This is a genomic window from Curtobacterium sp. SORGH_AS_0776 (genome assembly GCF_031453355.1).
Classification (GTDB): Bacteria; Actinomycetota; Actinomycetes; order Actinomycetales; family Microbacteriaceae; genus Curtobacterium.
In genome coordinates, this window is the sequence record NZ_JAVIYU010000001.1 from 121,270 (window position 1) to 139,467 (window position 18,198).

19 protein-coding genes and 1 pseudogene are annotated in these 18,198 nt (G+C 71.3%); 11 read left to right on the forward strand and 9 right to left on the reverse strand.

The window, feature by feature from the left end:
* Positions 1 to 47: 47 nt before the first annotated feature.
* Complete coding sequence (locus QE359_RS00595) at positions 48 to 914, reverse strand: LysR family transcriptional regulator (protein ID WP_309776816.1); 867 nt, start codon at positions 912 to 914, stop codon at positions 48 to 50.
* 94 nt (positions 915 to 1,008) lie between these two features.
* On the opposite strand from QE359_RS00595, the gene QE359_RS00600 reads away from it, so the two are divergent.
* On the forward strand, positions 1,009 to 1,734 hold the full coding sequence (locus tag QE359_RS00600) for an SDR family oxidoreductase (RefSeq protein WP_309776818.1): 726 nt from the start codon (positions 1,009 to 1,011) through the stop codon (positions 1,732 to 1,734).
* Positions 1,735 to 1,814: 80 nt separating this feature from the next.
* Here the strand turns inward: QE359_RS00600 and QE359_RS00605 are convergent, their stop codons facing one another.
* The 3 genes from QE359_RS00605 to QE359_RS00615 form a co-directional block, all read right to left on the reverse strand.
* Positions 1,815 to 2,972 carry a Gfo/Idh/MocA family oxidoreductase gene (locus QE359_RS00605; RefSeq protein WP_309776820.1) on the reverse strand — a complete coding sequence of 386 codons (1,158 nt, stop codon included), beginning with the start codon at positions 2,970 to 2,972 and terminating at the stop codon, positions 1,815 to 1,817.
* Positions 2,969 to 3,790 (reverse strand): sugar phosphate isomerase/epimerase, encoded by an 822-nt coding sequence (locus QE359_RS00610; protein WP_309776821.1) that lies wholly within the window; start codon positions 3,788 to 3,790, stop codon positions 2,969 to 2,971. The genes QE359_RS00605 and QE359_RS00610 overlap by 4 nt, the downstream gene beginning before the upstream one ends.
* A gap of 107 nt (positions 3,791 to 3,897) precedes the next feature.
* Positions 3,898 to 5,262: an MFS transporter gene (locus QE359_RS00615; RefSeq protein WP_309776822.1), complete on the reverse strand. Its 1,365-nt coding sequence runs from the start codon at positions 5,260 to 5,262 to the stop codon at positions 3,898 to 3,900.
* Between the two features lie 159 nt (positions 5,263 to 5,421).
* Between QE359_RS00615 and QE359_RS00620 the strand changes: the two genes are divergently transcribed.
* Positions 5,422 to 6,006: a TetR/AcrR family transcriptional regulator gene (locus tag QE359_RS00620; protein ID WP_309776824.1), complete on the forward strand. Its 585-nt coding sequence runs from the start codon at positions 5,422 to 5,424 to the stop codon at positions 6,004 to 6,006.
* A gap of 41 nt (positions 6,007 to 6,047) precedes the next feature.
* Here the strand turns inward: QE359_RS00620 and QE359_RS00625 are convergent, their stop codons facing one another.
* Both QE359_RS00625 and QE359_RS00630 read right to left on the reverse strand, forming a co-directional pair.
* Positions 6,048 to 6,434 (reverse strand): hypothetical protein, encoded by a 387-nt coding sequence (locus tag QE359_RS00625; RefSeq protein WP_309776826.1) that lies wholly within the window; start codon positions 6,432 to 6,434, stop codon positions 6,048 to 6,050.
* A gap of 2 nt (positions 6,435 to 6,436) precedes the next feature.
* Entirely contained in the window at positions 6,437 to 6,604 is a 168-nt protein-coding gene (locus QE359_RS00630; RefSeq protein ID WP_309776828.1) for a hypothetical protein, read from the reverse strand.
* Between the two features lie 209 nt (positions 6,605 to 6,813).
* On the opposite strand from QE359_RS00630, the gene QE359_RS00635 reads away from it, so the two are divergent.
* The 3 genes from QE359_RS00635 (at position 6,814) to QE359_RS00645 (ending at position 9,604) form a co-directional block, all read left to right on the forward strand.
* Positions 6,814 to 7,434: a CoA pyrophosphatase gene (locus QE359_RS00635; protein ID WP_309780382.1), complete on the forward strand. Its 621-nt coding sequence runs from the start codon at positions 6,814 to 6,816 to the stop codon at positions 7,432 to 7,434.
* Between the two features lie 26 nt (positions 7,435 to 7,460).
* Positions 7,461 to 9,089, forward strand: coding sequence for a phospholipase D-like domain-containing protein (locus tag QE359_RS00640; protein WP_309776829.1), 1,629 nt, complete (start codon positions 7,461 to 7,463; stop codon positions 9,087 to 9,089).
* An 80-nt stretch (positions 9,090 to 9,169) separates the two neighbouring features.
* Positions 9,170 to 9,604 (forward strand): hypothetical protein, encoded by a 435-nt coding sequence (locus QE359_RS00645; RefSeq protein WP_309776831.1) that lies wholly within the window; start codon positions 9,170 to 9,172, stop codon positions 9,602 to 9,604.
* Positions 9,605 to 9,632: 28 nt separating this feature from the next.
* Here QE359_RS00645 and QE359_RS00650 read toward each other — a convergent pair whose 3' ends face one another.
* Together QE359_RS00650 and QE359_RS00655 are read right to left on the reverse strand one after the other, a co-directional pair.
* On the reverse strand, positions 9,633 to 11,399 hold the full coding sequence (locus QE359_RS00650) for a hypothetical protein (RefSeq protein WP_309776832.1): 1,767 nt from the start codon (positions 11,397 to 11,399) through the stop codon (positions 9,633 to 9,635).
* A 135-nt stretch (positions 11,400 to 11,534) separates the two neighbouring features.
* Positions 11,535 to 12,635 (reverse strand): Gfo/Idh/MocA family oxidoreductase, encoded by a 1,101-nt coding sequence (locus QE359_RS00655; RefSeq protein WP_309776834.1) that lies wholly within the window; start codon positions 12,633 to 12,635, stop codon positions 11,535 to 11,537.
* 82 nt (positions 12,636 to 12,717) lie between these two features.
* Here QE359_RS00655 and QE359_RS00660 point away from each other — a divergent pair, with 82 nt between their 5' ends.
* From QE359_RS00660 to QE359_RS00670, 3 genes are all read left to right on the forward strand, one after another.
* Positions 12,718 to 13,305: a TetR/AcrR family transcriptional regulator gene (locus tag QE359_RS00660; protein ID WP_309776837.1), complete on the forward strand. Its 588-nt coding sequence runs from the start codon at positions 12,718 to 12,720 to the stop codon at positions 13,303 to 13,305.
* Positions 13,306 to 13,403: 98 nt separating this feature from the next.
* On the forward strand, positions 13,404 to 13,637 hold the full coding sequence (locus QE359_RS00665) for a PLDc N-terminal domain-containing protein (RefSeq protein ID WP_022907408.1): 234 nt from the start codon (positions 13,404 to 13,406) through the stop codon (positions 13,635 to 13,637).
* Positions 13,638 to 13,680: 43 nt separating this feature from the next.
* Positions 13,681 to 14,097 carry a hypothetical protein gene (locus QE359_RS00670; RefSeq protein ID WP_309776839.1) on the forward strand — a complete coding sequence of 139 codons (417 nt, stop codon included), beginning with the start codon at positions 13,681 to 13,683 and terminating at the stop codon, positions 14,095 to 14,097.
* Positions 14,098 to 14,205: 108 nt separating this feature from the next.
* Here the strand turns inward: QE359_RS00670 and QE359_RS00675 are convergent, their stop codons facing one another.
* Entirely contained in the window at positions 14,206 to 14,715 is a 510-nt protein-coding gene (locus tag QE359_RS00675) for a GNAT family N-acetyltransferase (RefSeq protein WP_309776840.1), read from the reverse strand.
* Between the two features lie 218 nt (positions 14,716 to 14,933).
* On the opposite strand from QE359_RS00675, the pseudogene QE359_RS00680 reads away from it, so the two are divergent.
* The 3 genes and pseudogenes from QE359_RS00680 to QE359_RS00690 all read left to right on the forward strand — a co-directional run bounded on the left by QE359_RS00680 (position 14,934) and on the right by QE359_RS00690 (position 18,141).
* A pseudogene (locus tag QE359_RS00680) lies at positions 14,934 to 16,383 on the forward strand (DUF6421 family protein).
* Positions 16,384 to 16,409: 26 nt separating this feature from the next.
* On the forward strand, positions 16,410 to 17,063 hold the full coding sequence (locus QE359_RS00685) for an SDR family oxidoreductase (RefSeq protein ID WP_309780383.1): 654 nt from the start codon (positions 16,410 to 16,412) through the stop codon (positions 17,061 to 17,063).
* A gap of 4 nt (positions 17,064 to 17,067) precedes the next feature.
* On the forward strand, positions 17,068 to 18,141 hold the full coding sequence (locus tag QE359_RS00690) for a low specificity L-threonine aldolase (RefSeq protein ID WP_309776842.1): 1,074 nt from the start codon (positions 17,068 to 17,070) through the stop codon (positions 18,139 to 18,141).
* Positions 18,142 to 18,198 lie beyond the last annotated feature (57 nt).

Genomic DNA, 18,198 nt, shown 5'->3' on the forward strand with positions numbered 1-18,198 from the left:
GCCCCGGTCAGGCGCTGACCGGGATCGTCAGGCGCTGACCGGGATCGTCAGGCGCTGACCGCGCCCGCGGCCTCCCCGATCCGCAGCCCGGTCGCCACGAGCCGCGCGACCGCCGTCGTCTCCCGCCCGACCGGCCACCCGAGCACCGTCGTCGCGAGGGGCGCGTCGAGCACCGGCACCGCAACGTGCTCGGGCCACTGCCAGGCCCGGCTCGAGCGCGGGATCACGAGCAGCGTCCGACCGAGCGCGACGAGCTGCGCCAGCTGCGACTGCGAGTGCACCTCCGGCCCCGGTCCCGGCGGGTAGGTCCAGTCGGCGAGCGGCCACCGCGCCATCGGCAGGTCGGGGACCGACGACACCTCGGCCATCGTGAGGGACCGGCGGTCGGCGAGCGGGTGGGAGGCGGGGACGATCGCGACCTGCGGCTCGGAGTACAGGTCGACCGACTCGATCCCGGCGAAGTCGTCGAACGGCCGGTGCATGACCGCCACGTCCGCCGTGCCGTCGAGGAGGAGTCCCGCCTGCTCACCGATCTCGCAGAGCACCACGTCGACCGGCACGTCCTCGGGGGCCGCGTCGAGCAGGGCCTGCAGGAACTCGTGCGACGACCCGGCCTTCGTCGCGAGGACGAGCCGCTGCTGCGGTGCCCCCGCGCGTCGGGTCCGCCGGACGGCCGCGCGCACGGCGTCGAGGGCGGCCGGGGCTTCGCGGAGGAGCGCCGACCCCGCGTCGGTGAGGGTCACGCCGCGACGGTCGCGGTCGAAGAGCCGGACGCCGATCCGCTCCTTGAGCTGCCGGATCGCCCGCGACAACGGCGGCTGCGCCATCCCGAGCCGGAGCGCCGCGCGGCCGAAGTGCAGTTCCTCGGCGACGGCGACGAAGTACCGGAGCTCGCGCGTCTCGACATCGTCCACGCACGGAGCCTACGCCCACCGATACCCGGCGAGTATCACCACCCACCCGATCGGTGTTGGACGCGGGAACCACCCCGGACCGACGATCGAGCACATGGAGAACGACAAGACGACCGCGCTGGTGACCGGCGCGAACAAGGGCATCGGGTACGCGATCGCCGAGCAGCTGGGTGCGACGGGGATGCGCGTGCTCGTCGGGGCACGGAGCGACACCGATCGCGAGGAAGCGGTGGAACGACTGCGGGCGAGCGGGGTCGACGCCCACGGGGTCCGGCTCGACGTGACGAGCGACGAGAGCGTGGCGGACGCTGCGGCAGAGGTCGAGGAGCGCTTCGGCCGACTCGACGTCCTCGTGAACAACGCCGGGATCTCGGGCCCGTTCGACCCGGTGACGTGGACGCAGGACCCGACGACGCTCGACCTCGACGTCGTCCGGCAGGTCGTCGACGTCAACGTCTACGGCGTCGTCCGCGTGACGAACGCGATGCTGCCGCTGCTGCGCCGCTCCCCCGCGCCGCGCATCGTGAACGCGTCGAGCAGCATGGGCTCCCTCGGCCGCCAGCCGGGTCCGGTGATGGCCGCGTACGCCCCGTCGAAGACGTTCCTCAACGGGATCACGACCCAGTACGCGAGGACGTTCGCGGACACCCCGGTCATCGTCAACGCTGCATGCCCGGGGCTCGTCGCGACGGACTTCAACGGCTTCAGCGGCGACCGCACGGCCGCGCAGGGCGCGGCGACCGCGGTGCGGCTCGCGACGCTGCCGGACGACGGCCCGCGCGGTGGCTTCTTCGAGGACGCGGGCGTCGTTCCCTGGTGACCACGGACACGACGGGAGGCCCTGCGCACGTTCCGCACGCGGCGGACGTGAGCAGGGCCTCCTGTCTGGTGCCCCGGTCGTCAGACCGCAGCCGGCGCCGTCTCCAGCGTGGCAGCGAACGGGTCGAAGTCCTCAGGCAGGGACGCGATCGCCCCGACGGTGGACTCGACCTCGACGAACGACCGCCGCTCGATGGACTCCTCCACCGAGACCATCGCGTCGAGCACGTGGTAGCCGACCGCACCGGTCGCGATGTGCGAACCGCCGCCGCGGATGGCCCGCGCCATGTCGAGCACGCCGAGGCCCCGGCCGACCGTCGGCTCCTCGTCGAGGAGCGTCTCCCACTCCTGTTCGAACGGCCACGAGGCACCGACGGGGATCGGTCGGGCGATCCGGATCGGGTGCCCGCCGCCGAAGGTGTTCGGGTCGGGCAGGAGGATCGTGCCCTCGGTGCCGTTGACCTCGAAGACGCCGTGCCGGAACAGCGGGGTGTCGAACGACAGCAGCGACTGCGCGTTGCCACCCTGCTCGAACGACGACAGGACGGACACGTGGGTGGGCACCTCGACGGGGAACGACTGGCCCGCGTTCGGCCCGACGACGAGTTCCCGGGTCTCGCGGGACCGCGACCCGGTCGCGACGACGGAGTCGATCGGCCCGAGCAGGTGCACGAGCGCCGTGAAGTAGTACGGGCCGATGTCGAACAGCGGGCCGGCACCCTTGGCGTAGAGGAACGACGCGTTCGGGTGGAACACGTCCGGCCCCTGCCACTGCATGCTCGTGACCGCGGTGAGCGGCGTGCCGATCGCGCCGGCCTCGATCGCCCGCTTGGCGGTCTGCCACCCCGGGCCGAGCACGGTGTCGGGCGCGATGCCGAGCCCGAGCCCGAGCTCGTCGGCGAGGGCGACCAGGCCCGCAGCGGACTCGCGGTCGACCCCGATCGGCTTCTCGCTCCACACGTGCTTGCCCGCGCGGAGGGCGTCCGTGGACACCGCCACGTGCGTGGCCGGGAGCGTCAGGTTGATGACGATCTCGACGTCGGGGTCGGCGAGGACCGACGCACCGTCGCCGGAGGCCGCGACGCCCCACTTCGCCGCGGACGCCGCCGCCCGCTCCGTGTCGATGTCGCCGATCCGGACGACCTCGACGTCGGGGAAGGTCGTGAGGTTCGCGAGGTACTGCTCGCTGATCATGCCGGCGCCGATGAAGCCGATGCCGACCTTGCCCGTGCGGGTCATGCGGACACCGCCGATCCGCTCGGCGCGAGCTGCGCGGCGAGCCACTCGTACGACTGGGCGACCCCGTCGAAGATGTCCCCCGCGAACCCGTCGAACTCGATCACGGCGTACTCGAGGGCCGTCGCGGCACGCAGCGCCTCGGCGAGCCGGACGTCGCCCTGGCCGGCCGGGGTCTGGTCGGTGGGGATCGTCGCGGTGGAGATGTCGTCGCGCATGGGGCCGTCCTTGACGTGCACGGCGACGATGCGGTCACCGAGCTCCTCGATGAACGGCACGAGGTCGATGCCCGCGGCGGAGGCCCAGTACAGGTCGAGCTCGAGCACCACGCCCGGGTCGAGCAGCGAGGCGAGCACCTGCAGTGCGGGCCGGCCGTCGATCTGCGGTCGGAGCTCGTGGTCGTGGTTGTGGTAGCCGACACGGAGGCCGTGCTCGGCCGCCTCGGCAGCGGCGGCGTTGAGTCGGGCCGCGACGCGCTCGACGCCCTCGCGGGTGGTCCAGTGGTCGGGGCCGACGAACGGGTCGATCACGATCTCGAGGCCGAGCTCCTTCGCCGCGGCGAACGTGTCGGCGTGCGACGGAGCGGTCATCACGGTGCCGTCGGGCAGCGGGATGGTCTCCTCGACCAGGAACGCGTGACCGGTCTTCGCGGTGATGCCGTGGGCGTCGAACGCTTCCTTGAGCTGCGCTGCTCGGTCGACGAACGCGAACGCCTCGACGGTGTCGAAGCCGATGTCGGCGAGGCGGCGGACGCCGCCGTCGAGGTCGGGCTCCAGCGCGGCGTTCACCGTGTAGAGCTGCAGGGAGATGGCGGGTGCCATGGCTGGTCCTTTCAGGGAGGTTTGCGGTGTGTGCGGTGATCGCCTGGAGGCGCGACTCGCCTTCGTGAGTCGGGTCGCGCCTCCAGGACCGTGCGCTGGTGCGCCGTCTACCGGACCGACTTGATGGGGAAGATCACGAGTGCGCCGAGGATCACAGCGACACCCGCGCCCCAGAGCATGAGCGTGTAGTTCTGACCGCCCCCGACGCCGAGGAGGAAGAGGCCGACGGCCGGGGCGAGCGACTGCGGCAGCGCGTTCGCGATGTTGATCACGCCGAGGTCCTTGCCGGGGCGCTCCGGGTCGGGCAGCACGTCGACGATGAGGGCGGTGTCGATGGCGGAGTAGATGCCGAAGGCGAAGCCCATCACGATCTCGGCGAAGTAGAACCCGCCGACCGTGTCCACGTGCGCCAGGATCACCAGGCCGACGGCGGTGAGGGCCGTGGAGCTCCACACGAAGACCTTGCGGCGGCCGACGCGGTCGGACACCCACCCGGAGAGCGCGGCGCTGACCAGCAGGGCGACGGTGTAGAGGAGCACACCGAACGCGACGATGCCGACGGCCTCCTTCTGCGGGAGGCCGATGCGGTCCTCCATGTACAGCAGGCGGTAGGTCGTGAACATGAACGTGCCGAAGGTGATGAGGAAGCGCCCCCACCAGGCGAGCCCGAAGTCGCGGTGCTTGATCGGGTTGGTCCAGAACGAGCTGATCAGGTTGACCCAGCTGAACGGCTTGATCGGTGTCGTGGGCAGCTCGTCGCGGGCCACGAACGAGTAGACGAGGATCGCGATGATCGCGATGATGCCCGGGACGATGAAGAGCATCGGCAGGTTGCCGACCAGGTAGACGGCCAGGTACAGACCGGCGAGGATCGCGGTGTTCTGCGCGAGCGCGATGACGCTCGAGGCCTTGCCGCGCTGGAACTCCGGCACGTTGTCGGCGAAGCTCGCCGTCAGGGTGGCGAGGACCGCGTTGGCGGTGACCTGCGCGAGGACCCACGCCAGGGTGAGCTGCAGGACGTTCGGCGAGAACGCGAGCCAGGCGAGCGCACCGACGAAGACGATGACGCCGCCGACCATCCACGGCCGACGACGACCCCAGCGGGTGCGGGTGCGGTCCGAGATCGCGCCGAAGAGCGGGTTCGCGAGCAGGGCACCGATCGCGCCGAACGGCAGGACGGAACCGACGATCGTCTCGGGGTTCGACGGGTTGAGCTCGGTCGCCTTGATCGACATGCTCACGAAGACCGGCGTGAGCAGGGCGACGAAGAGGCCGAACTGGGCGAAGCTGAGGCCCCAGAGGTAGCCGCGGCCGACCCGCATCGTGCTGACGGACTGGGTGATGCCCTCGACCGAGAACGCTCGGGACGCGGCGGCGTCCGTGGCGGTGGCGCCGGCGGCTGCGGTGACCGCGGGGGTTGCGGTTCCGGCGATGCCGCGTGTGGGTTCTTCCTTCGACGTCGGTGTCGACATGACTCCTCCTCGAGTCATAGGGGGCTTCGGGGCCCGCTGAATCCCTAGTGCTACTAGGTGATCGGGACAGTAGCACCCAAAACCTCCGACCGGAAGTTTTTGTTTCGGTACTTTGCGCCAGCACTTCGGCGACTCATGGCTGCCGGTAGGTTGGTCCGAGTGACCTCCAACGATGGAACCGGCAGCCGCGGGCCCTACGCCAAGGGCGTGCAGCGCCGGCAGGAGATCCTCGACCAGACGCTCGAGGTCGTCGCCTCCCGTGGCATCGACGGGACCTCGCTCCGGGCCATCGGCGAGGCGATCGGCATCTCGCACGCCGCACTTCGGCACTACTTCTCATCGCGCGAGGCCCTGCTCGTCGAGGTGCTGCGGGAGCGTGACGACGCGTCGAACCGGGCGTTGGGCGACACCGGCGGCGTGTTCCCCCGGCTCGAGTTCGTCGCCCACCGGAACGTCAGCGAGCCGGCCCTGGTGACGCTCTACACGACGCTGCTCGGTGCCTCGGTGGAGGTGGGGAACGAGACGGCGCGGTCGTACTTCGCGGCGCGGTTCACGACGGCGCGCAGCGAGCTCGCGGAGCAGCTGCGCGACGAGCTCGCCGCCACCGGTCGGCACAGCGATGCGGACCTCGACCAGGTCGCGTCGCTCATCATCGCGGCGTTCGACGGGTTGCAGGTGCAGTGGTTGCTCGACCGCGACGTGGACATCGCGGGGACGCTGCGGTTGTTGGAGCGGGTGCTCTAGCCTCCGAGCTCACCGTCCGGTGCGGCCTGCGCTTCGGGCCGTCAGTCGAGCCAGACCTCGGCGACACCGCTCCCCCGGCACTGCAGGGGTGCGCCGAAGCCGTAGTCCGTCCAGGCCAGTTCGACGCCGCGCTCGTCGAGCCGCGCACCGTCGGCGTCGAAGAGCGCCACGCGGCCGCGTTCGTCCTGCGTCTGCTCGACCGGGACCGTCCAGGTCGCGCCGTCGACCTCGGACGTCGCCGACTCCTGCTCGGGCGTGCAGTCGGCACCGACGCACACGGCGACCGACTCGACGGTGGTCGCGAGGTGGTCGGGCACGACGACGTTCACCGTGTTGCCCTGCCCGTAGTCGGCGCAGACGGACCCGGGCGACGAACACCCGGCGAGCGCCAGGGCCAGCCCGACCCCGATCGTGGCGGTGATGAGCATCCTCATTCCGTGCCGTCGTCCTCCTCCGGGTTGAAGTGCGAGTCGTCGCCCACGTGTCCGGCGGCGAGGCCGTCGGGCTCGTTGGGGATCGTGCCGTCCTCGCCGAGGCCGTCCGGCTTCGGGGTGCCCTCGGCGTCGTTCTTCGGTGCGGTGCCGTCGGTGTCGCTCATGGTCTGCTCCCGTGCAGTGTCGGTGCGGGACCGCCGTGGTCCCGGTGGTGCTGACTCGGAACGTACGGGTCGTGCCTCGGAGATCCCCCGGGGGCGCACCTCCCGGATGTTCCGCCTCGGAGCGCAGCACCTAGGCTGACGACGTGAACCCGGCGCGTCAGCAGCTCTCCGCGCTCGTCGGTCCCGGTGCCGCCCCGCTCGTCACGGGCATGCCGGTGGCCAGCGCCTCCCGCAACGCGGCCGTCCTCATCCTGTTCGGCGAACTCGACGACGTGCCGAGCGACCGCCCCGCCGCCGGTACCGACGTCTCTCGGGACCTCGACGTCCTGCTGCTCGCACGGGCCACCACGCTCCGCGCCCACCCCGGCGAGATCGCGTTCCCCGGCGGCCGGGTCGACCCCGGTGACACGGACGCGACCGCCGCGGCACTCCGGGAAGCCCGCGAGGAGACCGGCATCGACACCGCGGGCGTGGACGTCCTCGGCACGATCGCCCCGGTGCCGCTCGCGTTCTCGCGGCACCTCGTCACGCCGGTGATCGGGTGGTGGCGCGAGTCCTCGCCCGTCCGGGTCGTCGACGAGGCCGAGTCCGCCGCGGTGTTCCGGGCGCCGGTGGCCGACCTGCTCGACCCCGCCCACCGCGGCGTGACGGTGATCCGCCGCGGCGGTCAGGAGTGGCGCGGCCCGGCGTTCACGATCGACTCCGGCCCCGAGCAGCACGTCGTCTGGGGCTTCACCGCGATGCTCCTCGACGCCCTGTTCGACCGCCTCGGCTGGGCCGAGCCGTGGGACGACCGCCACGAGATCCCCCTGCCGGGCTCGCGCCCCTGAACGTCGCCGTCCCGTACTGTTCGACTGTGCGTACCGGTCCAGCTGATTGGTTCCTCTCCCGCGACGAGCGAGGCAACCTCGCCACCGGCGTGCACGCGGGACACCCCGACGACGACACGGACCGGCACCGGCCCGACGCCGAGGGGGACACCGGCGCCGACGCGGCACCGTGGTCGGAGGGCAACCACGTCCGTCCGCTCGTGCACGGCGCCGCCTACTTCGACCGCATCCACGCGGAACTGACCGCTCTCCGCCCCGGTGACCGCGTGTGGTTCACCGACTGGCGCGGCGACGCCGACGAGCGGTTGCTGCCGGACGGCCCGACGATCGGGGACCTGCTGGCCGACCGTGCACGAGCGGGCATCGAGGTGCGCGGGCTCATCTGGCGGTCCCACGGCGAGCGCGTCTCAGCGTCGATCAGCGCCCGGTCGAACGAGCTGCTCGGCCGGAAGATCAACGACGCCGGCGGCCAGGTGCTGCTCGACCAGCGCGTCCGGGTGTTCGGCTCGCACCACCAGAAGTTCTTCGTCATCCAGCACCGCGAGGACCCATCCCGCGACGTCGCGTTCGTCGGCGGGATCGACCTCTGCCACAGCCGTCGCGACGACGCCGCGCACGAGGGCGACCCGCAGCCCGTCTCGATCGACGCCCGCTACGGCGAGCGCCCGGCCTGGCACGACGCGTCGATGGAGCTCCGCGGGCCGGTCGTCGCGGACGTGCTCGCCGTGTTCGCCGAGCGCTGGGACGACCCGCTCCCCCTCGACCGCAGCATGCCGTACCGGATGCTGCTGCAACGCCTCGTCCACATGCCGCGGCACACCGAGCCCCTGCCCGAACGGACGGCGCCACCACCACCGGCCGGGCACCACGCCGTGCAGCTCCTCCGCACGTACGGCGTGAAGCACCCGCCGTTCCCGTTCGCGCCCCTGGGTGAGCGCAGCATCGCCCGCGCGTACGGCAAGGCCTTCGCCCGAGCGCGATCGCTGCTCTACATCGAGGACCAGTACCTCTGGTCCCGCGAGGTCGCGACCGGCATCGCCGAGGCCCTCGAACGCAACCGGGAGCTCCGTGTCGTCGTCCTCGTGCCGCGGTACCCGAACTCGGACGGGCCGCTCGGCGGTCCCCCGAGCCGGTTCGGCCAGATCGAGGCGCTCCGGACGCTCCGCCGCACCGCACCCGACCGTGTCGGCGCTTTCGACCTCGAGCACGAGGACGGCCGCCCGATCTACATCCACGCCAAGGTCTGCATCGTCGACGACGAGTGGTTCACGATCGGCTCGGACAACTTCAACCGCCGCTCGTGGACGTCCGACAGCGAACTCACGTGCGCCGTCGTGGACACCTCGGACGACGACCGGTCCCTCGCCCGTGACCTCCGCCACGAGCTCTGGGCGGAGCACCTCGCGACGACGCCCGACGACGAGCGGTTCACCGGGTCCGGCGCGGACCTGCTCGCCCTCTGGCGGTCCACGGCACGTGCGCTCGACCACTGGCACGAGGACGGGCAGCCCGGCCCGCGACCCCCTGGGCGCATCCGCCAGCACGAGCCGGAACCGGTCTCGGCACTGCAGCGTCTGTGGGCGCGTCCCGCCGCGCGACTCGCCGTGGACCCCGACGGCCGGCCGCGCCGGTTGCGTGGCTCGACCCGCTTCTGACGGGAGGCGCGGTGCGGGCCCGACCCGCGCCTCCCGTCCGCCGTCCACTCGCGTCCACCGCTCCCACCTACGCTGGGTGCATGGGGGCACGCGAGGACTGGTGGGACGATCCCGGCGACGACCTGGTGCTGCACCCGCCGCGAGCCGAGCAGGCGCCGCCACCCCGCGACCCCGGCTCGGTCGACCTCGTCGCCACCGTCCTGCTCCTCGGCGCGGCCGTCCTGGTGAGCCCGGCGGCGTGGTTCGTCGTCCTCATCGGCCAGCTCGCGTTCGCCGGGTGCGCGCAACCGTCGCCGGGGTGCAGCAGCGCTGACGACCCCGGCGCGGCCGTGCGCAACTGGCACCTCGTCCTCACGCTCGTCGTCCTCGTCGCGGGGGTCGTCGGTTCGATCGCGCGCCGTGCCCGACGCCGGACGGGGTGGCCCGTCGCACTCGCGACACTGGTCGGCGTGCTGGTGGTCTTCGCCGGAGCCCTCGTCGCGATCCAGGTCGCCAGCGGGGGCAACCTGTTCTAGCCACCCTCGGCCGGGGACCCGCTCGGGATCAGTTGTAGGACGCCAGCCGGTTGGGGGCGGTGTTCCCCGCCGGCGTCGGCACCGCTCCCCCGACCCCGTTGATCACACTCGAGATCGTGCCCGTGTCACCGAGGGACACCGTGACGAGCCCGTGCGCACGGACACCGGCGGTCTGCGGGACCTCGAACGCCCGATCGGCGTGCACCGCCGGGTTCGTGTTGAAGAAGCAGTAGACACCGCCGCCCCAGATCTCGTGGCTCGTGACGTTCGCGGCGACCTTGTAGGCGGCGTAGCCGGCACCGGTCGGGCTCTGCCACGACGCGTTGTCCGGCACGTCGTACGGCATCTCGTTCTGGAAGAAGATCGTCCGTCCGTTGTTGCCGTTCCACTGCACTTCGTACTTCTGGTAGTGCTCGACGAACAGACCGGTCGCGAGGACGTCGTTGCCGTTCACCGCGACGCCGGTCGCGCCGGTGTTGACCGTCCACCCGGTGGCGGCTCCGCCGTGGTCGGCGCGCCAGGCCCAGATGTGGTCGACCAGGGTGTCGTCCGCGTTGACCTGGAGGGTCGTCGTCGCCTTGCCCTGGATGCTCGAACCCACGCGGAAGAACACGTCCTGGATGCTCTGCGGGTCGGCGGCGTGGTCGACGTGCGAGCCGCTCGTGCCGAGTCGGACCAGCTGGGCGCTGTTCTGCGAACCGGCGTCGACGACGAGGTTCGACACGTTCACGCCGGCGACGTCGGTCGAGGTGAGCACCGCGTTGCCCTGCGTCGGCACGAGCGTCGGGAAGCCGATCCCGGTGACGACCGTGTCGGGACGGGTGACCGCGATGGGAGCGTTCAGCTGGTAGGTGCCCGGCGTGAAGAACAGGTTGAGGCCCTGCGACAGCGCACTGTTGATCGTCGCCGCCGAGTCACCCGGGTGGGCGACGTAGAAGTTGCGCATCGGGATGTCCGTGCCGGCGGTGTTCGGCCAGGTCACGCCCGACGAGTTCTGCCGGAGCGAGGGGACGAACACGTGGTACTTGTCCGACGAGTCGACGTACAGGTACGGCTTCTCGCGGGTCGTCGGCGTGGTGGACAGGGTCGTGTAGCTCTTCGAGAAGTCGTTCGCGGGAGCGCCCTGCACGCCCGAGAACGTCATGTTCCAGTTGCCGCCCTGCCAGGACCCGATCGACGAGTTGCGGGTGTACCACTGCTGCTGCGAGCCGGAGGTCACCGTCCCGTCGACCTTCGTGTCCGCGATGTACCCGCCGGAGGAGTACCCCTGGCCGCCGTCCTGGTTCGAGGGGCCCATCGTGAGGTTCCCCTTGATGTGGACCCGCCGCATCGGGGCGGCTTGGGACACCGCCCAACGGTCGGTGCCGCCCTCGGGGACGATCGCCACGTTCTCGACCGACCGCCAGAAGTTCTGCGTCGCGTTCTTCTCGTCACCGGCGTTCCACCCGGAGTCGACGTTCACGGCGCCGTTGATGGTCACGTCGTCGGGGTTCTTCCCCAGGCCGGCGACCGTCGTGTAGAAGCCGAGGTTGGCCCACACGCGGCCGTAGCTCCCGGGCTTGAACAGGAAGGCGGAGCGCTGCGTCCCGAACTGCGCGGTCGTGCTCCGGAGCTGTGCGTTGAACGCCGCGTCGACGTCGGCCTGGATCGTCGAGGTCGGCGTCGAGGGGCTGTAGATCTTGACGTTGCTCCCGAAGTCCGGGGTGTCGCTCGTCGTGACCGCCTGGGCGGCGACCGCGGGCAGCAGTGCCCCCACGACACCGGCGCTCAGCGCGATCGCGACGAGGTGCTTCATCCGTCGTTGCATGATGCTCGATTCGTCATCGTGCGGCGTCGTTGCCGCACGCAACAGACGGTAGGCCTGTACCTCCAAGAAGACCGTCACATCTTCGGCGGACCTCCGCTGTCCCCCGCACCGGAGCACCCGCGCCTACGGAGTGACGAGGTCGCTGCCCTTCGGCCAGGGGGCGGTCGGGGTGACGGTCGAGCCCGTCACGGCGCTCCGACGGACGTCGTCCAGCAGATGCGCCAGGCGGACACCGTCGGCGAAGGACGGCGCGGTGACCGTGCCGTCGCGGACGTCGTCACGGAGCGCACGGTAGACGCCGGCGACGTTGACGACCGAGGCAGGCAGCATCCCGGTCTCGACCGGGATGGTCGCGCCGTCGACCGTCAGCTCGAGGGTGCCGGACTGGAACCCGCGGGGTGCGCCGCCCTCGAGTCGGACGGTCCCGTCGCTGCCCTCGAGTTCGAGTCGGAACGGAGTGTCGCCTGCGTCACGGCCGCCCTCGATCTCGGCGGTGAACGCTCCCCCGTCGGGCAGTGTGCCCTGCGCGAGGACGTGGTCCGGAAGGACTCTCCGCACACCGTCACCGTCCGCCCGACGCAGCTCGGGGAAGCGGATCGTGGTCGTCGCAGCGAGTTGCACGGGCGTGCCGGCGATGACCGCCAGCAGGTCGAGCGTGTGTGCCGCCTGGATCGTCAACAGGTGCATGCCGGCAGCGGGGTCTTCGAGCGGAAGGGTCTCGTCGTCCACCGCTGCACCGAACGCCATGGTGCTCGAGAACACCCGCGCGACCAACAGCCGACCGATCTCGCCCTGTGCGATGACCGCTTGCGCGCCGAGGACTGCGGGGTTCCGACGTGCCTGTAGCCCGAGGGCGGTGTGCACGCCCGCGGTGCGCGCTTGGTCGGCAAGTGCCGCCATCGCTCCCGTGCCGACCGCGAGCGGCCATTCGGTGAGGACGTGCTTTCCGGCCCGGACGGCCCGACTGATGAGACGGTGGTGCGTCGCGACGGAACTGGCCACCGCGACGACGTCCACCTCGGGGTCGTCGATGAGCGCGTCCGGATCGCCGTACGCCTTCGGCACGCCGAACGCGGCTGCGGCAGCGTCAGCACTCGCCTGCTTCCGCGTCGCCACGGCCGTCAGCTCCAGACCGGGGACCGCGCGGATGGCGGGAACGTGCGCTTCCGCTGCCCAACCGCGGTTCGCGTTCACACCGATGAGTCCGACTCGCAGATCAACCATGACGGAGCTCCTCACTCGAGACTTCATTTCTGAACGGTCCGTTCCACCATATGCTGAACGAATCGTTCTGTAAACTCGCCGCATGGCAGTTCGCGGAAGGCCGGTCAGTCAGGAGTCCCGAGCAGCGGCGGTGACCGGTGCCGCGACCGTGCTCCGCGAGGTCGGATGGCAGAAGTTCTCCATCGACGAGGTGGCTCGGCGATCGGGGGTGGGCAAGGCGACGATCTACCGGCACTGGCCGAGCGGTTTCGCGCTCGCCGTCGAGGCGTGGGGCTCCGTCGTGACGGACGCCGTCCCGACGCGCTCGACCGGCGATGCGATCGCTGATCTCCACGACCAGTTCGTCCGCCTCGCAGCGTTCTACGGCACAGCCGAAGGCGCCATGGCCGTCCAGTTGCTCGGAGCGGCACCAGGTCGACCCGACGGCACCGCCCTCGTGGACGCAGTGTTCTTCCGCCGGCGACGCGACGCCACGCGTGCTCTCATCGAGGCGGGTGTCGCTGCGGGGCAGATCCGGTCCGGACTCGACACGGACCTCATGATCGACCTGCTCTTCGGGCCGGTGGTGTTCCGGCTCTTCAACGGCCGTGGCCCCCTGACACCGGACGAGGCGAGCGCGGTCGCGCGTGCGACGCTCGGTGGCGTGTTCGCCCGCTCGCCCGCTCACTGATGTCAACCGCTGGACTGACGAACCACCCGCCGCGCCCTCCTATCGTTGGACCGCCGCGCAGCGCATCCCTGCGCCGCGGCGGACGAGGGGAGAACGACGTGCTCGAGAACCTGGGCGGCGCACACGTGCTGGTCCTGCTGGTCGTGCTGGCGCTGGACGTGCTGGCGCTGGTGCAGGTGTGGCGGGACCGACGTCGGAGCGACCTCGTGAAGATCGTCTGGACCGTCGTGATCGTCGCGGTGCCGGTCATCGGCGTGGTCGGGTGGGCCGTGAACTGGCTCCTCGGGCGTGCGGCCGACCGGTTGAACCGGACGAGCGGCCCGAGCGCCTGACGCGCAGCGTGGCCGAGACGACAGGACCCGGCGGTGTGTCCGGGTGCTGAGCGAGCGACATGCCGAACTGATCGCCGAACTCGAAGCGGCGGCGTCGGACGAGTGGGGTCCGCGGGCACTCCTCGCCTGCCTGCGGAAGCTCCGCGACGGCGGCCCGACCGAAGCGGAGTCCGTGGTCGTCCACGATGCCTGGGCGACCGAGGACGGCTTCCGCGTGGTCTACGACGCTCCGTGGGGCGGCCCGCGCGTCGGCATCGTCCGCGAGCGCTCGACGACGATCGACTGGCTGGACGCCTACACGACCGGCGACGAAGCCACACCCGAGGAATTCGGCTGGGAAGTCGCCGATTTCAACATCGGCGAGCCGCTCGGCCGGTGGCTCGACCACCTCGACGTGGACGCCGACGGCCTCGGCTGGTGGGGCCACGTCCCGATGCGCCGCGCGCGGCGGCGGCGCTGACCCAGCCGTGTCCGGTAGCCGGCCCGGCAGCCGTGGACGCGACCACGGCTCGACCAGGAGGCGCGGTGCGGCGCCGACCCGCGCCTCCCGACCCACGGTCGCTGCGGTTCAGAGCCGCTTCGCGTACCACCGGTCCGAGTAGGGGTCGTCGGTGAAGGCGGGCACGCGCTCGAACCCGAGCCGCTCGTAGAGCGCGCAGGCCTCGGCGAGTTCGGCACGGGTGTCCAGCCGGAGCACGCCGATCCCGCGGCGACGGCACGCCGCCTCGAGCTCGCGCACGAGCCGGGCCGCCGTGCCCCGTCCACGCGCCTCGGGCAGGGTGAAGACCTTCGTGAGTTCGGCGACACCGAGACCGAGACCGGCACCGAACCGCGCTCCGGCGCACGCGATCGCTCGACCCTGCTCGACGGCGACGAGGAACTTCCCGGACGCACCCTGCAGGTCGTCGTACGGCTCGTCGCGCAGCGCCTGGTCGACCTCGTCCTCGGTCGCCGGGCGTCCGTACCAGCGCGACGCGACCTCGGCGAGGTACGTCCGCACGATCCCATCAGCCAGAGGGTCACCGGGGTGGACGACCTCGATGTCGACGCTCGACCCGTCGCTGATCCGTTCGTCCACGGTCCTCCCTGAAGCTCACTGCGACCGTACCGGTGAAGCGATGTCGAGCGCAGTCCAGCCCGGCAACGGAGGAACCTTGCGCGGTGCGATCAGTTCCGAGCGCGGGGCCGCCGGATGCGCACGATTCCGCCGGAGATGGGCAACTTTGCGCCCCCCGATCTTCCCTAGGCTCGATGCACCAGCGCACCCGCAGCCAGCCCAACGACGGGAGGTACGACATGTCGCAGTTCGTCCAGGAGTTCTCGAAGGACGCCATCGTCGGAGAACCCGAGGTCGTCGAGGACCGCCTGTCCGTGCGCGAGGTCGCCGCCCACCCGGCCTGGCTCCGGCTGCAGGACGCCGTCACCGCGCTGCAGACCGTCCAGGTGCAGGACGGCTCCGTGCCCGAGCCTGCCGACCACGCCGCCGCGACCGAGCACGTCGCGACGATCGTCCCGGCCATCGCCGAGCTGGCACCGTGCTTCCCGCACGACGCGGCCTTCCTCGAGGCCGTGCAGCACGACTTCGCCCGGTGGCGCGACGAGGGGTTCGGCGTCCCCGACTTCCTCGACTCCCTGAACACGTTCCAGCCGCAGCAGCACCGCGTCGACGGGCTCGGCCACCTCGTCGTGTTCCCGATGGTGACGCAGAACGGCAGCTCCTCGCGGTTCGTCGAAGCCGTCCTGGTCGAGGTCATCTGGCCCGAGTTCATCGCCGAGCTCGAGGCCGGGGACTACGGCAACGCGCTCTTCGTCGCGCTGCGGTTCGTCGACTTCACCCCCGGGTACGACACGAACTCCGCCGTGCTCTTCCCCGAGACCGTCGCGATGCGCGAGCTGCCGACGTTCACGTGGGGCGCGATCTTCCAGGACCGCGAGGCCGCCCGCTACCGCCGGGTCGTCCGCGCAGCCGCCGAGATCACCAAGCTCGACCTTCCTGACGACGCACGCGCGATGCTCGACGACCAGGAGCTCACCGAGCAGGTCTTCGTGATGTGGGACATCATCCACGACCGGTCGCACATGCGCGGAGACCTGCCGTTCGACCCGTTCATGATCAAGCAGCGGATGCCGTTCTTCCTCTACTCGCTCGAGGAGCTGCGCTGCGACCTCACCGCGTTCCGTGAGTCCGTGCGTCTGGAACGCACCCTCTCGGCGCTGCCGGATGCGAGCCTCCAGGACGCGCAGCGCGCCATCCGTGACCACGCCCGTCTCGTGCAGTACGCCGTCGTGTTCGACCGCATCTTCCGCTTCGCGATCACCGGCAGCCGTGTCCGCAACTACGACGGCCTCGGCGGCCAGCTGCTCTTCGCGTGGATGCACCAGCACGACGTCCTGCACTGGACGGACACGCAACTCACCATCGACTGGGAGGCCGTCCCGGACGTCATCATCGCCCTCAGCGACGAGATCAACGAGCTGTACCGGCGCTCGATCGACCGGCCGAAGGCGGCGCACTGGCTCGCCGCGTACGAGATGCTCACCCGGACGCTCACGCCGCACCCGGCCTCGGCCTGGGCGCGCGGACTCCCCACCGAGGACGCTCGCCGGACCGCCGAAGGGCTACACCGACGCGGTCATGGACGACGAGTTCCCGCTGTCGATGTTCTACGAGGCGCTCAACAAGAAGATGGCGCCGGTCATCGCGTCGACGGCCGGGATCACCGGGACGACGGAGGTCGCCGCGTGAGCGATGGGTCGCTCACCGGTCGCGTGGTGCTGGTCGCGGGCGCGACCAGCACCAGCGGCGAGGCCGTCGCGCGGTCGCTGGTCACCGCCGGTGCGACGGTGGTCGCGGTCGGCACGAGGGCAGCGGGTCTGGAGGCGCTCAGCACCGCCGTCCCGGGCGTCACCACCCACACGTGCGACCTCTCGTCGCGTGCGGACGTCGCCGCCCTGGCGTCGCGGATCCACGCGGACCTCGGGCCGATCGACGGGCTCGTCCACCTGGTCGGTGGCTGGCGTGGCGGTGGCAGCATCGCCGGCCAGTCGGACGACGACTGGGACTTCCTCGACCGGGCCTTCCGGACGCTCCGGAACACGACGCGGGAGTTCTTCGCCGACCTCGTCGCCTCGCCCGCCGGACGTCTGGCCTTCGTCTCCTCCACCACCGTCGACTCGCCCACCGCCGGCGCCGCGAACTACGCCGCCGCGAAGGCCGCCTCGGACGCCTGGGTCCGCGCCGTCGCCCAGGGCTTCGGCACGGACGCGCCGGACACCGCTGCCGCTGTCGTGTTCGTCGTGCGCGCACTCGCCGGCCTCGAGGCGCGACTCGGCGACGAGGTCGTGCGGCTCTGGTCGGCCGACCCCGCAGCCGTGAACGGCACCCGCATCCCGCTCTCGGCGGGCGACGCCCCGAACCTAGGATGAACGCGTGACCCTTCGACTCCACGACCTGGACCTGCGGGGCTTCGCCTCGGACAACTACGCCGGTATCCACCCCGAGATCCTCGCGGCGATCACCGCGGCCAACGACGGCCACCAGATCGCGTACGGCGAAGACGTGTACACCGCACGGCTCAACGAGGTCGTCGGGGAGCACTTCGGGTCGCAGGCGCAGGCGTTCCCGGTGTTCAACGGCACCGGCGCGAACGTCGTCGGACTGCAGTCGATGCTCCCCCGCTGGGGCGCCGTCGTGTGCACCTCGACCGCGCACATCCACACCGACGAGGCCGGCGCCCCGGAGCGCGTGGGCGGGATCAAGCTCCTGCCCGTCGAGACGCCGGACGGCAAGCTCACCCCCGAGCTCATCGACAAGGAGGCCTGGGGCTGGGGCGACGAGCACCGCGCCCAGCCGCTCGTCGTCTCGATCACCCAGACCACCGAGCTCGGCACCGCCTACTCGGTGGACGAGGTCCGCGCGATCGCCGACCACATCCACCCGCTCGGGATGACGCTGCACATGGACGGCGCCCGCATCTCGAACGCGGCCGCGAGCCTCGGGCTCCCCCTGCGCGACTTCACCACCGACGCCGGCGTCGACGTGCTGAGCTTCGGCGGGACGAAGAACGGGATGCTCTACGGCGAGGCGATCGTCGTCCTGAACCCCGAGGCATCGGAGGGCCTGCACTACCTCCGCAAGCTCAACATGCAGCTCTCGTCGAAGATGCGCTTCGTCTCGGCACAGCTCATCGCCCTGCTCAGCGACGACCTCTACGTCCGGTCGGCCGGGCACGCCAACGCCATGGCGCAGCGACTCCGCGGCGCCCTCGAGGCGGGGATCGCCGACGGCAGCATCCGCGGCGTCGGGTTCAGCCAGGAGACCCAGGCGAACGGGGTCTTCGCGACGCTGCCGGCCGGCGTGGCCGATCGGCTGCGCGAGCACTTCCGGTTCTACGACTGGGACGCCAGCCGGAACGAGGTGCGGTGGATGTGCTCGTTCGACACCTCGGAGCAGGACATCGACGCGTTCGTGGCGGCACTGACGCGGGAGCTCGCCGCGGTCTGACGACCGCACAGCGGACGGGAGGCGCGGGGCGGGGCCGCACCGCGCCTCCCGTCCGTC

Coding starts and splice junctions, on each gene's coding strand:
- QE359_RS00645 (WP_309776831.1), top strand. CDS start 9,170: ATGGGGGCACGCGAGGACTGGTGGGACGATCCCGGCGACGACCTGGTG.
- QE359_RS00655 (WP_309776834.1), bottom strand. CDS start 12,635: ATGGTTGATCTGCGAGTCGGACTCATCGGTGTGAACGCGAACCGCGGT.
- QE359_RS00625 (WP_309776826.1), bottom strand. CDS start 6,434: ATGCTCATCACCGCCACGATCGGGGTCGGGCTGGCCCTGGCGCTCGCC.
- QE359_RS00610 (WP_309776821.1), bottom strand. CDS start 3,790: ATGGCACCCGCCATCTCCCTGCAGCTCTACACGGTGAACGCCGCGCTG.
- QE359_RS00615 (WP_309776822.1), bottom strand. CDS start 5,262: ATGTCGACACCGACGTCGAAGGAAGAACCCACACGCGGCATCGCCGGA.
- QE359_RS00635 (WP_309780382.1), top strand. CDS start 6,814: ATGCCGGTGGCCAGCGCCTCCCGCAACGCGGCCGTCCTCATCCTGTTC.
- QE359_RS00630 (WP_309776828.1), bottom strand. CDS start 6,604: ATGAGCGACACCGACGGCACCGCACCGAAGAACGACGCCGAGGGCACC.
- QE359_RS00605 (WP_309776820.1), bottom strand. CDS start 2,972: ATGACCCGCACGGGCAAGGTCGGCATCGGCTTCATCGGCGCCGGCATG.
- QE359_RS00600 (WP_309776818.1), top strand. CDS start 1,009: ATGGAGAACGACAAGACGACCGCGCTGGTGACCGGCGCGAACAAGGGC.
- QE359_RS00650 (WP_309776832.1), bottom strand. CDS start 11,399: ATGAAGCACCTCGTCGCGATCGCGCTGAGCGCCGGTGTCGTGGGGGCA.
- QE359_RS00660 (WP_309776837.1), top strand. CDS start 12,718: ATGGCAGTTCGCGGAAGGCCGGTCAGTCAGGAGTCCCGAGCAGCGGCG.